At 39.4% G+C, this 15791-nt stretch carries 10 protein-coding genes; 9 read left to right on the forward strand and 1 reads right to left on the reverse strand.

The window, feature by feature from the left end:
* The first annotated feature begins 273 nt into the window (after positions 1-273).
* From DRW42_RS04845 to DRW42_RS04875, 7 genes are all read left to right on the forward strand, one after another.
* A complete protein-coding gene (locus DRW42_RS04845; protein WP_113947698.1) occupies positions 274-1578 on the forward strand; it encodes an amidohydrolase in 1305 nt (434 codons plus the stop codon).
* A 272-nt stretch (positions 1579-1850) separates the two neighbouring features.
* A protein-coding gene (gene prfB, locus DRW42_RS04850; RefSeq protein ID WP_113947699.1) for a peptide chain release factor 2 occupies positions 1851-2925 on the forward strand; the annotation gives its coding sequence in 2 pieces (ribosomal slippage) (positions 1851-1910 and positions 1912-2925; 1074 coding nt in all).
* 29 nt (positions 2926-2954) lie between these two features.
* Positions 2955-3473, forward strand: a complete 519-nt coding sequence (locus tag DRW42_RS04855; protein ID WP_113947700.1) for a hypothetical protein — start codon at positions 2955-2957, stop codon at positions 3471-3473.
* Positions 3474-3502: 29 nt separating this feature from the next.
* Positions 3503-4384: an alpha/beta hydrolase gene (locus tag DRW42_RS04860; protein WP_244215186.1), complete on the forward strand. Its 882-nt coding sequence runs from the start codon at positions 3503-3505 to the stop codon at positions 4382-4384.
* A gap of 38 nt (positions 4385-4422) precedes the next feature.
* Positions 4423-5265, forward strand: coding sequence for a DUF4595 domain-containing protein (locus tag DRW42_RS04865; RefSeq protein ID WP_113947702.1), 843 nt, complete (start codon positions 4423-4425; stop codon positions 5263-5265).
* Between the two features lie 275 nt (positions 5266-5540).
* Positions 5541-6374, forward strand: a complete 834-nt coding sequence (locus DRW42_RS04870; protein ID WP_113947703.1) for a LamG domain-containing protein — start codon at positions 5541-5543, stop codon at positions 6372-6374.
* 69 nt (positions 6375-6443) lie between these two features.
* On the forward strand, positions 6444-6935 hold the full coding sequence (locus DRW42_RS04875) for a CAP domain-containing protein (RefSeq protein ID WP_113947704.1): 492 nt from the start codon (positions 6444-6446) through the stop codon (positions 6933-6935).
* A gap of 71 nt (positions 6936-7006) precedes the next feature.
* On the opposite strand, the gene DRW42_RS04880 is transcribed toward DRW42_RS04875, so the two are convergent.
* Positions 7007-7990 (reverse strand): glycoside hydrolase family 43 protein, encoded by a 984-nt coding sequence (locus tag DRW42_RS04880; protein WP_113947805.1) that lies wholly within the window; start codon positions 7988-7990, stop codon positions 7007-7009.
* Positions 7991-8226: 236 nt separating this feature from the next.
* On the opposite strand from DRW42_RS04880, the gene DRW42_RS04885 reads away from it, so the two are divergent.
* Both DRW42_RS04885 and DRW42_RS04890 read left to right on the forward strand, forming a co-directional pair.
* Positions 8227-12216: a hybrid sensor histidine kinase/response regulator transcription factor gene (locus DRW42_RS04885; protein ID WP_244215187.1), complete on the forward strand. Its 3990-nt coding sequence runs from the start codon at positions 8227-8229 to the stop codon at positions 12214-12216.
* A gap of 458 nt (positions 12217-12674) precedes the next feature.
* Positions 12675-15776, forward strand: a complete 3102-nt coding sequence (locus DRW42_RS04890; RefSeq protein ID WP_113947706.1) for a SusC/RagA family TonB-linked outer membrane protein — start codon at positions 12675-12677, stop codon at positions 15774-15776.
* The last annotated feature ends 15 nt before the right edge of the window (positions 15777-15791 follow it).

Below are 15791 nucleotides of genomic sequence, written 5' to 3' on the forward strand. Positions count from 1 at the left end.
TAATAAAGCAAAAATTTAAAACGGTCTTTTTAATGTTCAAAAAACGTTAAGAATTTTTAATCCGGTATAAATATCGCGAATTAGTATAATATTGCTTTTAGCTTTAATTATTTTGATCTTTCAATTCTACAGCGATGTTTAGAAAGGTTGAAAGGGAGCATTTCGTTGAAACTTGCTTTAAAAAAATTCGTTAAATTGAATCACTAGCTTGTAGGTGGCTAGATTCAATCTAAAATTGTTTAAATTACCGAACCTAAACTAAATAACCATTTTATGAAGAAAATATACCTGATTGGTTTTTCCCTTCTGGGACTAAATGCCTTTGCGCAGAAATCGCCTTTACGGGCAGAAGTTTCCAAAAAAGCTGATGCCATTGAACAGAAAGTAATTAGCTGGAGACGCGATTTTCATGAACACCCCGAACTGGGCAATACCGAGGTAAGAACAGCGGACATTATTGCAAAACACCTCGAATTGTTGGGCATAAAAGTAACAACAGGTGTGGCCAAAACCGGTGTTGTAGGGATTTTGAAAGGTGGTAAAGCCGGTCCGGTAGTGGCCCTGCGTGCTGATATGGATGGTTTACCTGTAACCGAAAGGGTAGATGTACCATTTGCTTCGAAAGTGAAAACACAGTATAACGGACAGGAAGTTGGTGTAATGCATGCCTGCGGACACGATAGCCATGTGGCCATTTTGATGGGCGTTGCAGAAGTGCTGGCTTCTATGCAAAAAGACATTCAGGGAACAGTCAAATTCATTTTTCAGCCTGCCGAAGAAGGAGTGCCTGCCGGCGATGAAGGTGGTGCAGCATTGATGATAAAAGAAGGTGTACTGGAGAACCCAAAAGTTGATGTAATTTTTGGTCTGCATATTAATTCCCAAACCGAGGTTGGCAATGTAACTTACCGCCCGGGTGGAACCATGGCTGCGGTAAACGATATGAAAATTACGGTTACCGGCAGACAGGCACATGGTGCTTATCCATGGAGCAGTATCGATCCCGTGGTGATTTCGGCACAGATCATCAATAGCCTGCAAACCATCGTAAGCAGAAACTTAAACGTGACCGAAAATCCGGGGGTAGTTACCATAGGGGCCATTAACGGTGGTGTACGTTCTAATATTATCCCCGAAAAGGTTGAGATGCTGGGCACAGTGCGCAATTTCAGTAAAGAAGATGAGGCCATGTTTATCGAGCGGATTAAAACAATCGTAACCAAAACAGCAGAGGCAGGTGGTGCAATTGCAGAAGTAAAAATCCCTTACAGCAATCACTACCCCGTTACCTTCAATAATATAACGCTTACCGAAAAAATGCTGCCGAGTATGCAGGCTACTGCGGGAGCAGATCATGTGAAATTGAAACCTCCTGTTACCGGTGCCGAAGATTTTTCTTTCTTTCAGGAAAAAGTACCTGGCTTATTTGTATTTTTAGGAGGGATGCCCAAAGGTAAGGATCCTTTAAAGGCTCCCTCGCACCATACGCCAGATTTTTATCTCGATGAAAGTGGTTTTGTACTGGGCGTTAAATTGCTATCTAACCTTACGCTGGATTACATGTCGATGAAGAAATAGGTGGTAGTTCATTAGTCATTGGTTTATTGGTCATTTGTTCACTGGTTCAATTGTTTGCATGCGGGATCTGAAATAAAAGCAATCATCTCAACTGGAGCATAGCTTAATGCCCGCCTGCTTCGGGCAGGGAGAGATCTATCTCGATAGATTTTGCTTCGCAGAGCACTTCGTGGTTCCCGATTGCGTTGCACTGCGCTCGAAATGACGATCGCGTGGTCATTTTACCATATCACCTTATGCAAACGGGAGCTTTAATTTTATATATTTGTTGCATGACCAAAGAACAAATTCAGGATTTAAGGGACAGGGTAACGTCGCTGAGGAGGTATCTTTGACGTTGATGAGCTACTTTACGCCATTCGCGAAGAAGAAAAATTAACAATGGCGCCCGATTTCTGGGACGATCCAAAAAAAGCAGAAAAAATTCTTGCCGAAATCAGTTCAAAGAAAAAATGGACTGAAGGTTTTAATCAAACCAACAATGCTGTAGAAGATACCGCAGTGATGTTTGAGTTTTTCCAATCAGGCGATGCTTCGGAAGCAGAATTAAAAGACCAGTTTGAAATTGGCAAAACTGCTGTAGAAGAGCTGGAACTTAAAAATATGCTCCGTAGTAAAGAAGACCAGCTTTCGGCAGTATTACAGATTACAGCCGGGGCCGGTGGAACAGAAAGCTGCGATTGGGCTTATATGCTTATGCGCATGTACATGATGTGGGGTGAGAAAAACGGCTATAAAATTACCGAACAGGATAGTCAGGAAGGAGAAGTTGCAGGTATAAAATCGGTAACGCTCCAATTCGATGGCGATTTCTCTTACGGTTATCTTAAGGGCGAAAATGGCGTACACCGGTTGGTACGGATCTCTCCGTTCGATTCGAATGCCCGCAGGCATACTTCTTTTGCTTCGGTATATGTTTACCCATTGGTTGATGATACGATAGAAATTGACATTAACCCTGCCGATATAGAATTCGAAACTTTTAGGGCTGGCGGTGCCGGTGGACAAAATGTAAACAAGGTAGAAACTGCAGTGCGTTTATATCACAAACCATCAGGCATTATTATTAAAAACCAGGAGTCGAGATCGCAGTTGCAGAATAAAGAAAACGCCATCCGTTTATTGAAGTCGCAGTTATACGAAATTGAAGAACGGAAACGTAACGAAGCTACCGCCCTTATTGAAGGATCGAAAAAGAAAATTGAATGGGGTTCGCAGATCAGGAGTTATGTGCTTGATGACAGGCGTGTGAAAGATCACCGTACCAATTATCAAACCTCAAACCCCGATGCAGTTTTAAATGGTGATATCAACGATTTTTTAAAAGCTTATTTAATGGAGTTTTAGCCAACAACCCTTATTAGGAGAAGTAACGTATGAATATCGTCATTGAAGACCACAACTTAAAAAAAAGCTTGTTAGAAGCAAACCAGTTAATTTGGAAAACCTTTAGTAAGAGGCTTAAGCTTGTTTCATTGATCTTTTCTATGCTGGGAATTATTACTTATGGTTATCTGCACTACATTGTAAAGAATGAAGAGCTAGACTTAACTGCATTAATTTTTTGTTGGGTTGTTGCTTTATCTGCTTTTATTAGACTGTTAAGGACAAAACAGAGCTTTTGGACCAGATTTGAAACTACTTCGAATCTGGCATTTCATTCAAACACGCGTAAGATTATAATCACCGATGAAGGCATCGAAGGCATTACCGATAATTACCGGTCTTTTGCAAAATGGAATATCCTCACATCGTTCAAAGTTTATGACAACTATATCAGCATAACAAATTTGATAATGCAAACGCCTTTTTTTATCCCAATTAACTTAATGACAGCTGAAGAATATAAGTCATTATTATATTATCTTAGAACTAACAAAAAAGAAAGCAGATAAATATGAAGGCCATTTTAATCCTAGCATTAATGTCATTTTTAGTTACAGCAAAAGCGCAAGAAATAATCCCAATTTATTCAGGCGAAATCCCTGGGGCAAAACCAACTCCTTCAGATTATATAGAAAATACCGAAGTCCGCTCAAACGGTACACTAAGCGTAACCAAAGTATCGGTACCTAGATTTACGGTTTTCGAGGCACCTAAAAATATCGCTACAGGAACGGCAGTAATTATCTGCCCGGGCGGAGGATACAGTGGCCTCGCTTTTAGTCATGAAGGAACTGATGTAGCCAAGAGATTTAATGCCATCGGAGTTACCGCTTTTGTATTGAAATACCGCCTGCCAAGTGACGCAATCATGATTGATAAAACTTACGGCCCTTTGCAGGATGCGCAGCAGGCAATATATCTTGTCAGAAAAAATGCCAAAAAATACGGTATTAAAACCAACAAAATCGGGATTATGGGCTTTTCAGCCGGTGGGCATTTTGCCTCAACCTTAATTGTCCATTATAACGATTTAAAAATTGCCAATCCTGAAAAAATAGATTTAAAGCCAAATTTCGGTGCATTGATTTATCCTGTTATCAGCTTTGAACAGTCGGTACATACCGGAACGATGAAGAATCTATTGGGACCAAATCCGCCAGAGGATCTCAAACACTATTTTTCTGCCAATAAAAATGTAACCAAAAAAACACCTCCAACATTTTTGGTGCATGCAAAGGACGATAAAACTGTTCCTTACGAAAACAGTGTGCTGATGAATGAAGCACTAAAGAAACATGGGGTAGATACCGATCTCTATCTTTATGAAAACGGTGGTCATGGTTTCGGTTTAATAAATAAAACTTCGGATGTAGATTGGTTTAACTTGCTGGCTGATTGGATGAAAAAAGAGAAATTTTAATATCTTTGCTGATATTTTAACCTCTTAATTCTAAGTTAATGCAAAGAATAATCAAATTGGCCATGGTAGCGCTAGTGGCTATCATTTCTATTGCCAGCTGCAAAAAGGAAATCAATTGGAACGAACAGCTTCTCGCTAAAGGCAATGGTTGTAAACTAACAAGTTTAAAAGCAGATCTCGACCTTTTAGGTAATTACAGCTATACCGTAAATTTTTCTTACGATACGCAGGGCAGAATTTCAAAAGCAACTACGGGTTCCGAAACTAATACCTATACTTATTCTACCAATAAGATTACTGCAGTGGATGAGAGCGGTTATATGGCCGAAATTATTCTCGAAAATGGGAGGGCCGTATCAAGCGGAAGTGCGGGTACAATTATGGTTGGAGGAGTTTATTATGATTATACCAAAAAATATACTTATAATAGTGATGGTTATTTAATACAGGTTAAAAATTATCTGAATAAAGAATTAAGTACTACCGATGATCTAACCTATGCTAACGGGAATTTGGTTAAAGCTGTGTCAGTTAGTGCAGATCTGCGTTATACCGAAACAGCCACTTATTTGTATTCTAATGAAATTGCCGTTAATACCTACGAAATAGCTGATCCTCTATCTTACCATGTTGATTATTTCCCCGGTGGTTATTTTGGTAAACAATCTAAAAATGTGCTGATAAAAAGTGTATCCAAAACTGTTGATGAAAACGGCGATCCTTTTAGTGACGACATCATCACCGTTACCTCGCAGTACGATGCAAAGGGCAATGCCACGTCCATTAATTTTTCAGATGTTTCTACTTTTTATCCATTTGGAGGTGCTCCCACTACTGAAACTTACAGTGCTAAATATGCATTAAGCTATACCTGTAAATAACGGGTTAAATTTAAGCAAAGAGCCTGGTCATAACCCATGATCAGGCTCTTTGTGTTATGCATTTTTTGCCAGGTATTAAAAACACAAAAATATATTCTACATATAAATCACCGGAAGTCCCATTTTACCACTCTTTTTATCCGATTTCTCCCCTCTGATTTTGAAAAATAGCTCGATAGCTTTGCTTATTGCCCTATCGGAAGCATTAGATAATAATGATTTGCCGAGGGCAATTATTAACTAAATACTAACCAAATATTAAACAAGATCGAAAAATGAGAAATCAAACCATGAAATGGTGTATGCTGTTTGTATGCATGTCTGCTGCACTTATATCCTGTAAAAAGGATCAGAGCAAAAACGAAGTTCAATCAGAAAATGGAAAAGTGAAGGCGTGGGAAACCCTGATAGATGGTACATCTTTTGCCAATTATACAAATTTTCAAGCTAAGTGGAATTACAATTATCCCTGGGGTACTGATCATAATGGTACTGCACGTATGGTAGGTAGCAGTACCAATCATAACCAGATTTATTTAAGCAGCAATATATTGACTATTAAAGCTACGCGCTTATCTTCATCTCCAGGCAACAGTACCGCTAATGGTTTTACCAATGTTCCAATCTGGTATTATTCAGGAACCTGTCATGCAAAGCAGCAGGTTTTAATTAACGATCAGTTTCCAAGTTATACCATATCAGGCGATTTTGCCGTGCCAACAGCCAGGGGAACATGGCCTGCATTCTGGATTACCGGTGTAAATTCGTGGCCACCTGAAAGCGATATTATGGAATTTAAGGGCGATAGCAGGAACTGGCAAAATACTTACGATGGTGCCTGGGAAAACACCCTTACAACGGTTTCTAATGCTGGTTCGTACCATAATTATAAATGCTGGTACAATAAAATAAACGCCACTGATGTAGAATGTCATTATTACATTGATAATGTATGGAAAGCAAAACATACAATGAGTAATGCCGTAAATAAACCAATGTGGTTAATCATTAACTTACAGATGGAACGCGATAGTGGTTCGCCTGGTCCTTCTGGAAATACCTTTTATACCGGTAAAAATGTTACTATGGGAAGAGAGAGGGCATTTTAATTTCTGCAGTTAAAAAAAGGATTAATGGGGGTAGCTTAATAGCTACCTCCTTTTGTGGTATAAATTGATATGGAAAAATATTTACTTAAAATAAAGGTCACTTTTACAGGGATAATACTTTGTGCTTTAATGATACAATGTAAAAAGGAAACATTGCCTGTGCCTGATAATGACTTAAACCTTCTCATTAATAAAATTAATCTGCTGAGGCAGAGCGGTTGCAATTGTGGTAGCGATTACATGCCGCCTGTACCCGATTTAACCTTAAATATTTTTTTGCAGCACGCTGCCCTTGCCCATGCAAAAGATATGGCCCAAAGAAACTATTTTGACCATTTATCACCAGAAGGAACAAGCCCAAATGAACGTGCAGTTTCTGCAGGATACACAGGTGTTTTTATATCTGAAAATTTAGCCAGGGGTTATGGCAATGCGAATCAGGTAATTGCCGCCTGGAAAACCAGTATTAGCCATTGTAAGGCCATGATGGATGCAATAAGTAGCGAAGCCGGCGGAGGTGAAGCACAAAATTACTGGGTGGTAAGCTTTGGCAGCCACTAAAAATTAATCATACAGCATAAATTAATATGCTGTATGATAAGAGGCATTAATTGTTTAGATAGAGAGTATGTTTAATTTGGTTTGATTTCGGGAATTCCTCTGGAGTTTATAGTTAGGGGCAGCCATAAATATTTCGATTTTTCAAGATCCAGTTTATTCCATTGGTCGGCCATAAATATGTACTTACCAGATTTACCGGGTATGGGAAGTACAAAAGTACTCTGTGCATAATAGGTTTTATCTGCATCTTTACCAAGGCAGGGATTACCATAAGCTTTCCATTCACCCAATATATCATCAGCTACTGCATAATTGGCCTCATTCGGCGACCATCCTGTACATCCCGAGCTGATCAGGTAATATTTCTTCTGATATTTAAATACAGCTGGCGCTTCTCTGCTTAACCCAATAAGGATTCGCTTGTCTGTTGTGGTATGTTTTAAATAATCATCCGTTAAAAGGGCAATATGCATTGTGGCATTTTCCTCCGAAGAATAAAAATGATAGGCTTTGCCGTCGTCATCAACAAAAACAGTCATATCGCGTGCCATGTTGCCATTGGGTCTTTCACTGCCCAGGTACTTAAACGGACCTGTTGGCGAGTTACTCACCGCTACGCCCGACCTCGCATAAGCATAATCTTCAGAATCGATGTGCATCCACATTACAAACTGCTTTGTTTTTTTGTTATAAATTACCTTGGGCCTTTCAATTACCTTAGAAATATGGAGGTCGCTAGTTTTATCTGTTTTATTGGCAGGTAATACCACGCCACTAAATTTCCATTTTTTTAGGTCATTTGATGTATAACAGGAAACACCGCCTGCATTAACCCTGTAGTTTTCCCAGGTAGAACCCGGAACTTTATGCGTTTTGCCACGTTTTATTTCGCCATACCAGTAATAGGTGCCATTGTGATATAAAACTCCTCCACCATGTGCATTGATCGGATTGCCATCGGTATCTTTAAATGCAGATCCTGCTTCTTTGTAGGGTTGACTGATACAAAAGGTAGTTGGTAAAAACAGCAAAAGAAATAAGAGTAAGTTTCGCATGTTATAATTTGAGGATTTAAAACTTACAATTATAGCATTAAGCATAATCATAAATAGTGGGTAAATTCGTCTACTTTAGGGTCAAATGCTGATTATCGCATTTCTGGGACCAGTGGCTAAAATTAATTGTTTACGGCGTACAATTTAATTTGTAAATTTATAGATACCTAATAGATTTTTGTAATACTATGCGCCGTTATCTTTTGTTATTGTGCTGTATTTTAACGATTAAACTAATGGCCCAGCAGCCCACGCTGGAAAAGTTAATCGGTGTAGATCAGGGTTTATCCAATAGTTCGGTTAATGCTATATACCAGGATAAATCGGGTTTTATGTGGATGGGCACACAGGATGGATTAAACCGTTACAACGGACACGATTTTAAAGTATACCGCCATCAGTTTAGCCAGCCCAACTCAATTGATGGAAATTGGATTGTTTGCATAAATGGAGATACTGAAGGCAGGATATGGATTGGCAGCAGCCATGGCGCCAATGTTTATGACCCCATTTCCGATTCCTTTAACCATTTAAGTGTTGATGACGGGCATCAGGTAAAACAGCTTGTATCGAATGTTACCGACATTAAAATAGACAGTTATGGAAATATCTTTATTACAACCACTAACTACGGCCTGTTGAAATGTAATAAAGGAGAACTGATTGGACAAAGAATTCCATTGATAACCTCTAAATCTGCTCCGCAATATAACTTTCAGACATCGGCAATTGGTATCAGTAAAAAAGAGATGTGGATCACCGGCAGGAGCGTTGGCTTTTTAAGTTACGATTTTAAAAAAAATGTACTTTACCAGGTTGATAAACAGCTAAACAATAACAATGCATTGGCTATAGATCAGCAGGGTAAACTTTGGCTGGGCAATGATGACGGCCTCTATTGTTATACCGATAAAAAATTAAAACAGGTTTACGCCAGCAAAAACCGCATTGTTAATCTTTCCATCAGGGGTAATATCCTTTGGATAGCTTCGGATGGTGATGGCGTTTTAACAAAAAATACCACAGATTTAAACCCGCCGGAAGAACATGTTTTTCAGATAGGTGCAGAAAATTTGAGTAAGTCTATTTTTTCTGTTTTTCATGATAGGGATGGCCGCATGTGGGTGGGCACCCTTCGCCGTGGTGGTATTATAGAAGAGCCTGCTGCAACCGGCATCTGGAACTTTAAACAGTTGCCGGGCCTGGCCAATGCAATGGTTAATAAAGAGGTTCTTTCGCTTAGCGAAGATAAAAACCATAACCTGTGGATTGGTACCGATGGTTATGGCCTTTGTAATTTCAACCTCAAAACGCACCAGGTTAAAAATTTTACCACAAAAACCAATCCGGCCATTACGAGCAATTATGTAACTTCTATTCTGACTACTGCTGATGAAAAGGTTTGGTTAACCACCTGGGGTGGCGGTGTGCTGCACTATAATCCTTCTGAAAACAGATTTGAGCATTACAGCTGTATTAACCCCCAAACAGGAAAGGAGGACCGTAATACCTGGAAACTCTTTCTCGATAAGAAAAATACCCTTTGGATAGGAACCTGTTTAGATGGTGCTACATATACTTATGATGTTGCTAAGAACAAAATGCTGTGTTTCGATCCTAAACTCATTAATGTCCTCTGTTTTTTCGAAGATCCCACTGGTCAGTTATGGGCCGGAACGTATCATGCCCTGATTAAGGTGGATAGGGTAAATAAAGCACATCAATATTTTTTTACTGGTTTTGCTGTAAGGGATATCCGGAGCAATGGAAAACAAAAATTATGGATTGCTACCGAAGGAGCAGGATTACAGCTGTTTGATACACAAAAGCATAGTTTTACCCGCTATACAGAAACCGAAGGCCTGGCAAATAATGCCGTGCTAAAAATAATCGAAGATAAACAGGCCAATTTGTGGATCAGCACGTTGGGAGGGATATCTATATATAATCCCTCAACCAACAGGTTTAAAACGGTTAATGCAGAAACAGGCCTGCTCAGTAACGAACTTTCATATAACGCAGCCCTAAATCTCAGTTCGGGCGAAATGGCATACGGGAGTATAAAAGGTTTAAATATGATCAATCCGGGCCATTTTAAAGATTATAAGAAGCACCGCAATATCTATTTAACCGATATTACGATTAATAACCTACCTATTGCCGAACAACAGCAGTACATTACCGGAAAAACCGCAGATAAGATTTTAGCCATAAAAATACCCTATAATGAAGCCACGGTGGCATTAAATTTTATTTCGCCAAAATATGCCAACCAAACCGGCTGGTCTTACGCATATTATCTACAGGGATGGGATAAAACCTGGAGTTTAAATAATAAAAATACAGGTGCGGTGTATAACCGTTTGGCTGAGGGTACTTATTACTTTAAGGTTAGGCTTGGTGAGCAGGGAAATATTGCCGATAATACCACAACCTTGTTAACCATTGTGGTAATGCCTCCATTTTACCGTACCTGGTGGGCCTATCTTTTTTATCTTGCTTGTATAAGCGGGTTAATTTATGTCTATATCCGGTACCGTTCGCGGCAGATCCGCATGGCTTATGAAGTCGATTTTGCTAAACTCCAGGTAAAACAGGAAAAAGAACTTAATGAGAAAAAACTCACTTTTTTTACCAATATATCGCATGAGTTTAGAACGCCCCTCACCCTCATTATCAACCCGATTAAAGAACTGCTCGAAAATTTCGACCAGTTGGATGTAAAAAGGGAACTGAATACCATGTTGAGGAATTCTAAGCGTTTGTTAAATTTAATCGATCAGTTACTGGGCTTTAGAAAACTGGAAAATGAAAGTCAGAAACAAAAAATCTACCCAGTTAATTTTCACGCCTTATGTGAAGAGGTATTTAAATGTTTCGAGGGGGCTGCATCTTCAAAAAATATAAACTACCACTTCATTTCCCATAATCCCAATCTTATTTTATATGTAGACTACGAAAAAATAGAAATCTGCATTTTTAACCTGCTTTCAAATGCCTTTAAGTATACACCGGTAAATGGTGAGATCTGGCTTGAAGTAGTTGAACTCGAAACAGAAGTAGCGGTTAAGGTTATAGATAGCGGGGAAGGCATATCAGATGAAAATACCGGAAAAATATTCGACAAATATTTCCAGGCTGAAAATAAATTTACCGGATCGGGGTTTGGTATCGGGTTATACCTGGTAAAAGAGCTTGTATCTGCACATCAGGGTCGGGTTTCTTACCTGCGTGAAAACAGGCAGACCATTTTTACCCTTACACTTAAAAAAGGATTGGCCCATATAGAAATCGGAACGCTTGTAGATGCCCCACCTGCTAAACCTGATTTATCCAGCCTGGTTTTTGATGGTGAAGTAGTAGAAGAAAAAGAAAATGCTGCAATCATCGATTTTCAGCTAACTTCAGCCAGTTTCGTAACCGACAAAAAAACAATCGTGGTGGTTGATGATGATCAGGAAATCAGGGATTACCTTAAAAGATTACTTCAGGATCAATATACTGTTAAAGTAGCAGAGGACGGTTCAAGTGGTTTGCAGATAATTAAAGAATGTATACCCGACCTGGTGATTTCTGATATTTTTATGAAAAACATGAACGGTGTGGAGCTTTGCCAGCATGTTAAAAGTGACAGCGCATTAGAGCATATTCCGGTAATATTGTTAACTGCTACAACATCGGCCGATTCTAAATTAACAGGGATAGAATGCGGGGCGGATGATTACATTACAAAGCCGTTTGAAAATAAACTTTTGTTGGCCCGTATTGAAAATATCCTTAAAAACCGGAGTAAACTTCAAAAATATTTTCTTGATACCATTACGCTGAATAATAGTCCGGGCAAAGTGCCTGCCGATTTTAGTTCCTTTTTAGATCAATGCATTAAATTTGTAGAAAAACACATTAACGACAGCGAATTATCCATTAATGCATTGGCTTACGAAACGGGCCTCAGCCATTCGGGTTTGTACCGGAAAATCAAACGTATTTCCGGATTATCGATTAACGCTTTTATCCGCTATATCCGTTTGCGCCGCGCAGCAGTAATATTGTTAACCAGCGATGCCAATATTAACGAGGTTGCCTTTCAGGTAGGTATAAATGATATTAAACATTTCCGTACCCAGTTTAAAAAAGTATTTGGCCTTAACCCTTCCGCTTACGTAAAAAAATACAAAGGTAAGCTTAATCCCAATCTGCAATCAATAACCAACGGCTCAAACTAATTTGTATGTTTATTCGCTGCTGAAATTTCAACAAATAGATATAAAAACCTGTTTTTTAGCCCTAAAAGGAATAAAATATAAGAATTTGACCCCTTTTAATATCAATTTGTACCACCTCTGCTTTTCTTTTTGTTTGCTTATTTGTAAAGTATTTTAGACAAGATAGCGCTTATCTGTAATGGCGCTATCAGTTTTACGATCAGCAAATAACCAAATTTAACACTTTATGAAAACAGGTATCACTGCAAAGCTTTTCAGCAGTCCTAAAATCTCACTACGCTTATTTTTCCGGCACCCGTATGCTCACTGTGGTTTTTAGTTTAAAAACACCGTTCAGAACCTGCCATATTCCTGCCTGCAATAACCGGAAATAAAGTAAGGGGATATCAGTTCCTTAAAACGATAAGTGAGGGTAGAATCTCTAAATAATTAAACCAACCAAACTAAATGATAACAAAATGAAGAAAATTTACTTTTTAAGTATTCTACTGCTTTTGGCCGCTTACACGTTTGCCCAAACGGGCATTTTGCTGAGTGGAAAAGTTGTAGATACAAATAAATTGCCCTTAGAAGGGGCAACCATACGGTTAAAGGGTACAAATGTTGCTACAATAACCAATAAAACAGGGGAGTTTAAGATCAACGCTACTTCTGCAGGTACTTTAACTATTTCTTACAGCGGTTTTGTAACCAAAGAAATCAACTTTACCCAAAGTGGTGATGTTGGTATGGTAATTTTAGAGGATGATCATACCAAGTTAGATGAGGTAGTGGTTGTGGGTTATGGTACAGCGAAAAAAGCTTCTTTAACCGCAGCAATTTCCACCATAAAAGGTGATGCTATTGCCAAACAGCCTGTTGGCGATTTATCAAGCGTTTTGGCAGGCAGGGCACCCGGCGTAATATTTACCCAGCCCAGTGGCCAGGCCGGTAACGATGCGGCTACTATCAGGATCAGGGGAGCTGCAACAACCGGTAACCAACAGGCTCTTTATATTGTTGATGGTATTCCCCGAAATTACAACCAGCTAAATCCGTCTGATATTGAATCGATTACCTTGCTAAAGGATGCAGCTGCGGTTGCACCTTATGGCTTGGCAGGTGCTAATGGTGTAATTTTGGTGACCACCAAACGCGGTAAAATTGGTACTCCAAAATTAAGTTACGACGGTTGGGTAGGCTGGCAGTCTCCAACGGTAATTACCGAACTGGTTAATTCTTATCAGTTTGCCACGATGAAAAATGCAGCAGCGGTAAATGATGGACTTACTCCTCCATATACTGCCGATGAACTGAGAAAATATCAGGATGGAAGCGACCCTGATGCTTATCCAAATACGAATGCTTTTAGAGATATCCTTAAAACAAATACTTTACAATCCAGTCATAGCTTATCACTCTCAGGAGGTTCGGATAAAGTAACCTATGCAATGGGTTTGGGTTATTATTATCAGGATGGCGCATTGCCGAACCTAAATTATAAACGTTATAACGTTTCGGGTAATTTACAGGTAGAAGCTACTAAAACCACTAAGGTAGAGCTTGCTTTAAATGGCCGTGTTGAAGACCGTAACCTTACGGCTGATGGTTTGAACACTACTGATGCCTTTAACTCCATGGCTATTATCAGACCGAACGATCCTCAGGAAGCTTTGGTGTATAGCAATGGCTTACATACAAAAACTTATGCCAGGTTTTATGATAATGAAAGTTACCAGAAAATTACGGGCAATGTTTTATTAAGTCAGTTTTCTATCGAGCAGAAACTGCCCCTAAAAGGTTTGAGTGTAAAGGCTGTTGCTGCTTATGATTTTAACCCTACCGATCCTTATAGTAACACTAATGACAATCCTAACCGGGGATCGAGCATTATCCAGAGTTTTAGGCGTTCATGGAATAAACCTTATTCCTATTATACACTTAATTTAACCCAAAGGCCACTGGTATATGAAAAGTTTACGCCTACAACGCTGCCTTCCTTTTCTGAAGAATATCACCAAACCCAGGCTTTTACCTACCAGGGATACGTAAATTATGCCAACAATTTTGGCAAAAGTGCTGTTACGGGCTTATTGGTATTCGAACTGAGAAATAGTAAATCTTTAGCATTTAGTGCCGGTAGAAATAATTATAATGTTCCCATTCCCGAATTATTTGCAGGCAGCAGTGTAGCCACAGATTTATCGAACGATGGAAGTTCGGGGCAAACCAAACAACGTTCTTTGGTATACAGGGCCACCTATGCTTATGATAATAAGTACCTGTTTGAGGCTGGTGGCCGTTACGATGGTCACTATTACTTTGCACCAGGACATCGTTTTGGGTTTTTTCCTGCAGTTTCTGTGGGTTGGCGCTTGTCTGAAGAAAGTTTCATGAAAAACATCACCTGGCTGAGCAACTTAAAACTAAGAGCATCTTACGGCATATCAGGTCAGTTGGCCGGTAGTCCTTTCCAATACCAGTCTGCCTATAGTATTTATGGCAATGCGGCTATATTGGGTGGATTGGGCACGCAGGGTTTATTCGAAAATACCCAGGCCAATCCTAATATTACCTGGGAAAAGGCCAAAAAAATGGATATAGCTATTGAAACCAGTATTCTGAAAGGTCTTTTTACCTTCGAATTTGATTATTTCTCGGAAAAAAGAAATAATATGCTGGTTACGCCTAATTTAACAGTGCCTGTAGAATATGGTATCGGTATTTCGCAGGTAAATGCTGGTGCCATGAGTAATAAGGGATTTGAATTTAGCATCGGAACTAATTTTAGCCCGGCAAAAGACCTTAATATCGCTATTGATGGCAATTTCACCTATGCTAAAAACAAATTGGAACAGGTATTTGAAACCAACGATACCTTTAACAATCCTAACAGGAGAAAAACAGGCAGGGCATTAGATACCCAGTTTGGTTATCAGGCGCTCGGATATTTCACCGCTGCAGATTTTGATGGATCGGGTAATTTAAAACCTGGGATCGCTACTCAGCCATGGGGAACCGTTCATCCCGGAGACCTGCGTTATCAGGATACCAATGGAAACGGCAAAATAGATGTAGATGACCAGGTAGAGATCGGAAAGCCAAATTATCCGGCAATAGTTTATGGTTTTTCACCAACCATTACCTATAAAAATTTCCAGTTATCTCTTTTATTTCAGGGAGCGGCACAAAAAAGCATACAACTAGGTCAGGATGCGGTTTGGCCTTTCTTTAACGGCAGAAGTGCTCCAATCACGGCAATCGATTATTGGACACCCGATAATCCTAATGCGGCAAGTCCGAGAATAACCAGTTCACCAGCCAATAATAATATGCAAACCTCATCCTGGTGGCAGCGCAGCACCGCTTATTTGAGGCTTAGAACCGGGAATTTCAGTTATACATTGCCCTCGCTTGTTTCTAAAAAAATTGGCATGAGTTTAACCAAAATCTATGTATCAGGTCAGAATTTGATTACCTGGACACCTTTAGAAAACTTCGATCCCGAAATCAGCAACAACAGAGGAGGTTATTTTCCGACGATGAGATCAATTACAATTGGTTTAAACGCACAATTTTAATCGATTATAAAACAT

Origin of the sequence: Pedobacter miscanthi, from assembly GCF_003315595.1 — a bacterium.
GTDB lineage: Bacteria > Bacteroidota > Bacteroidia > Sphingobacteriales > Sphingobacteriaceae > Pedobacter > Pedobacter miscanthi.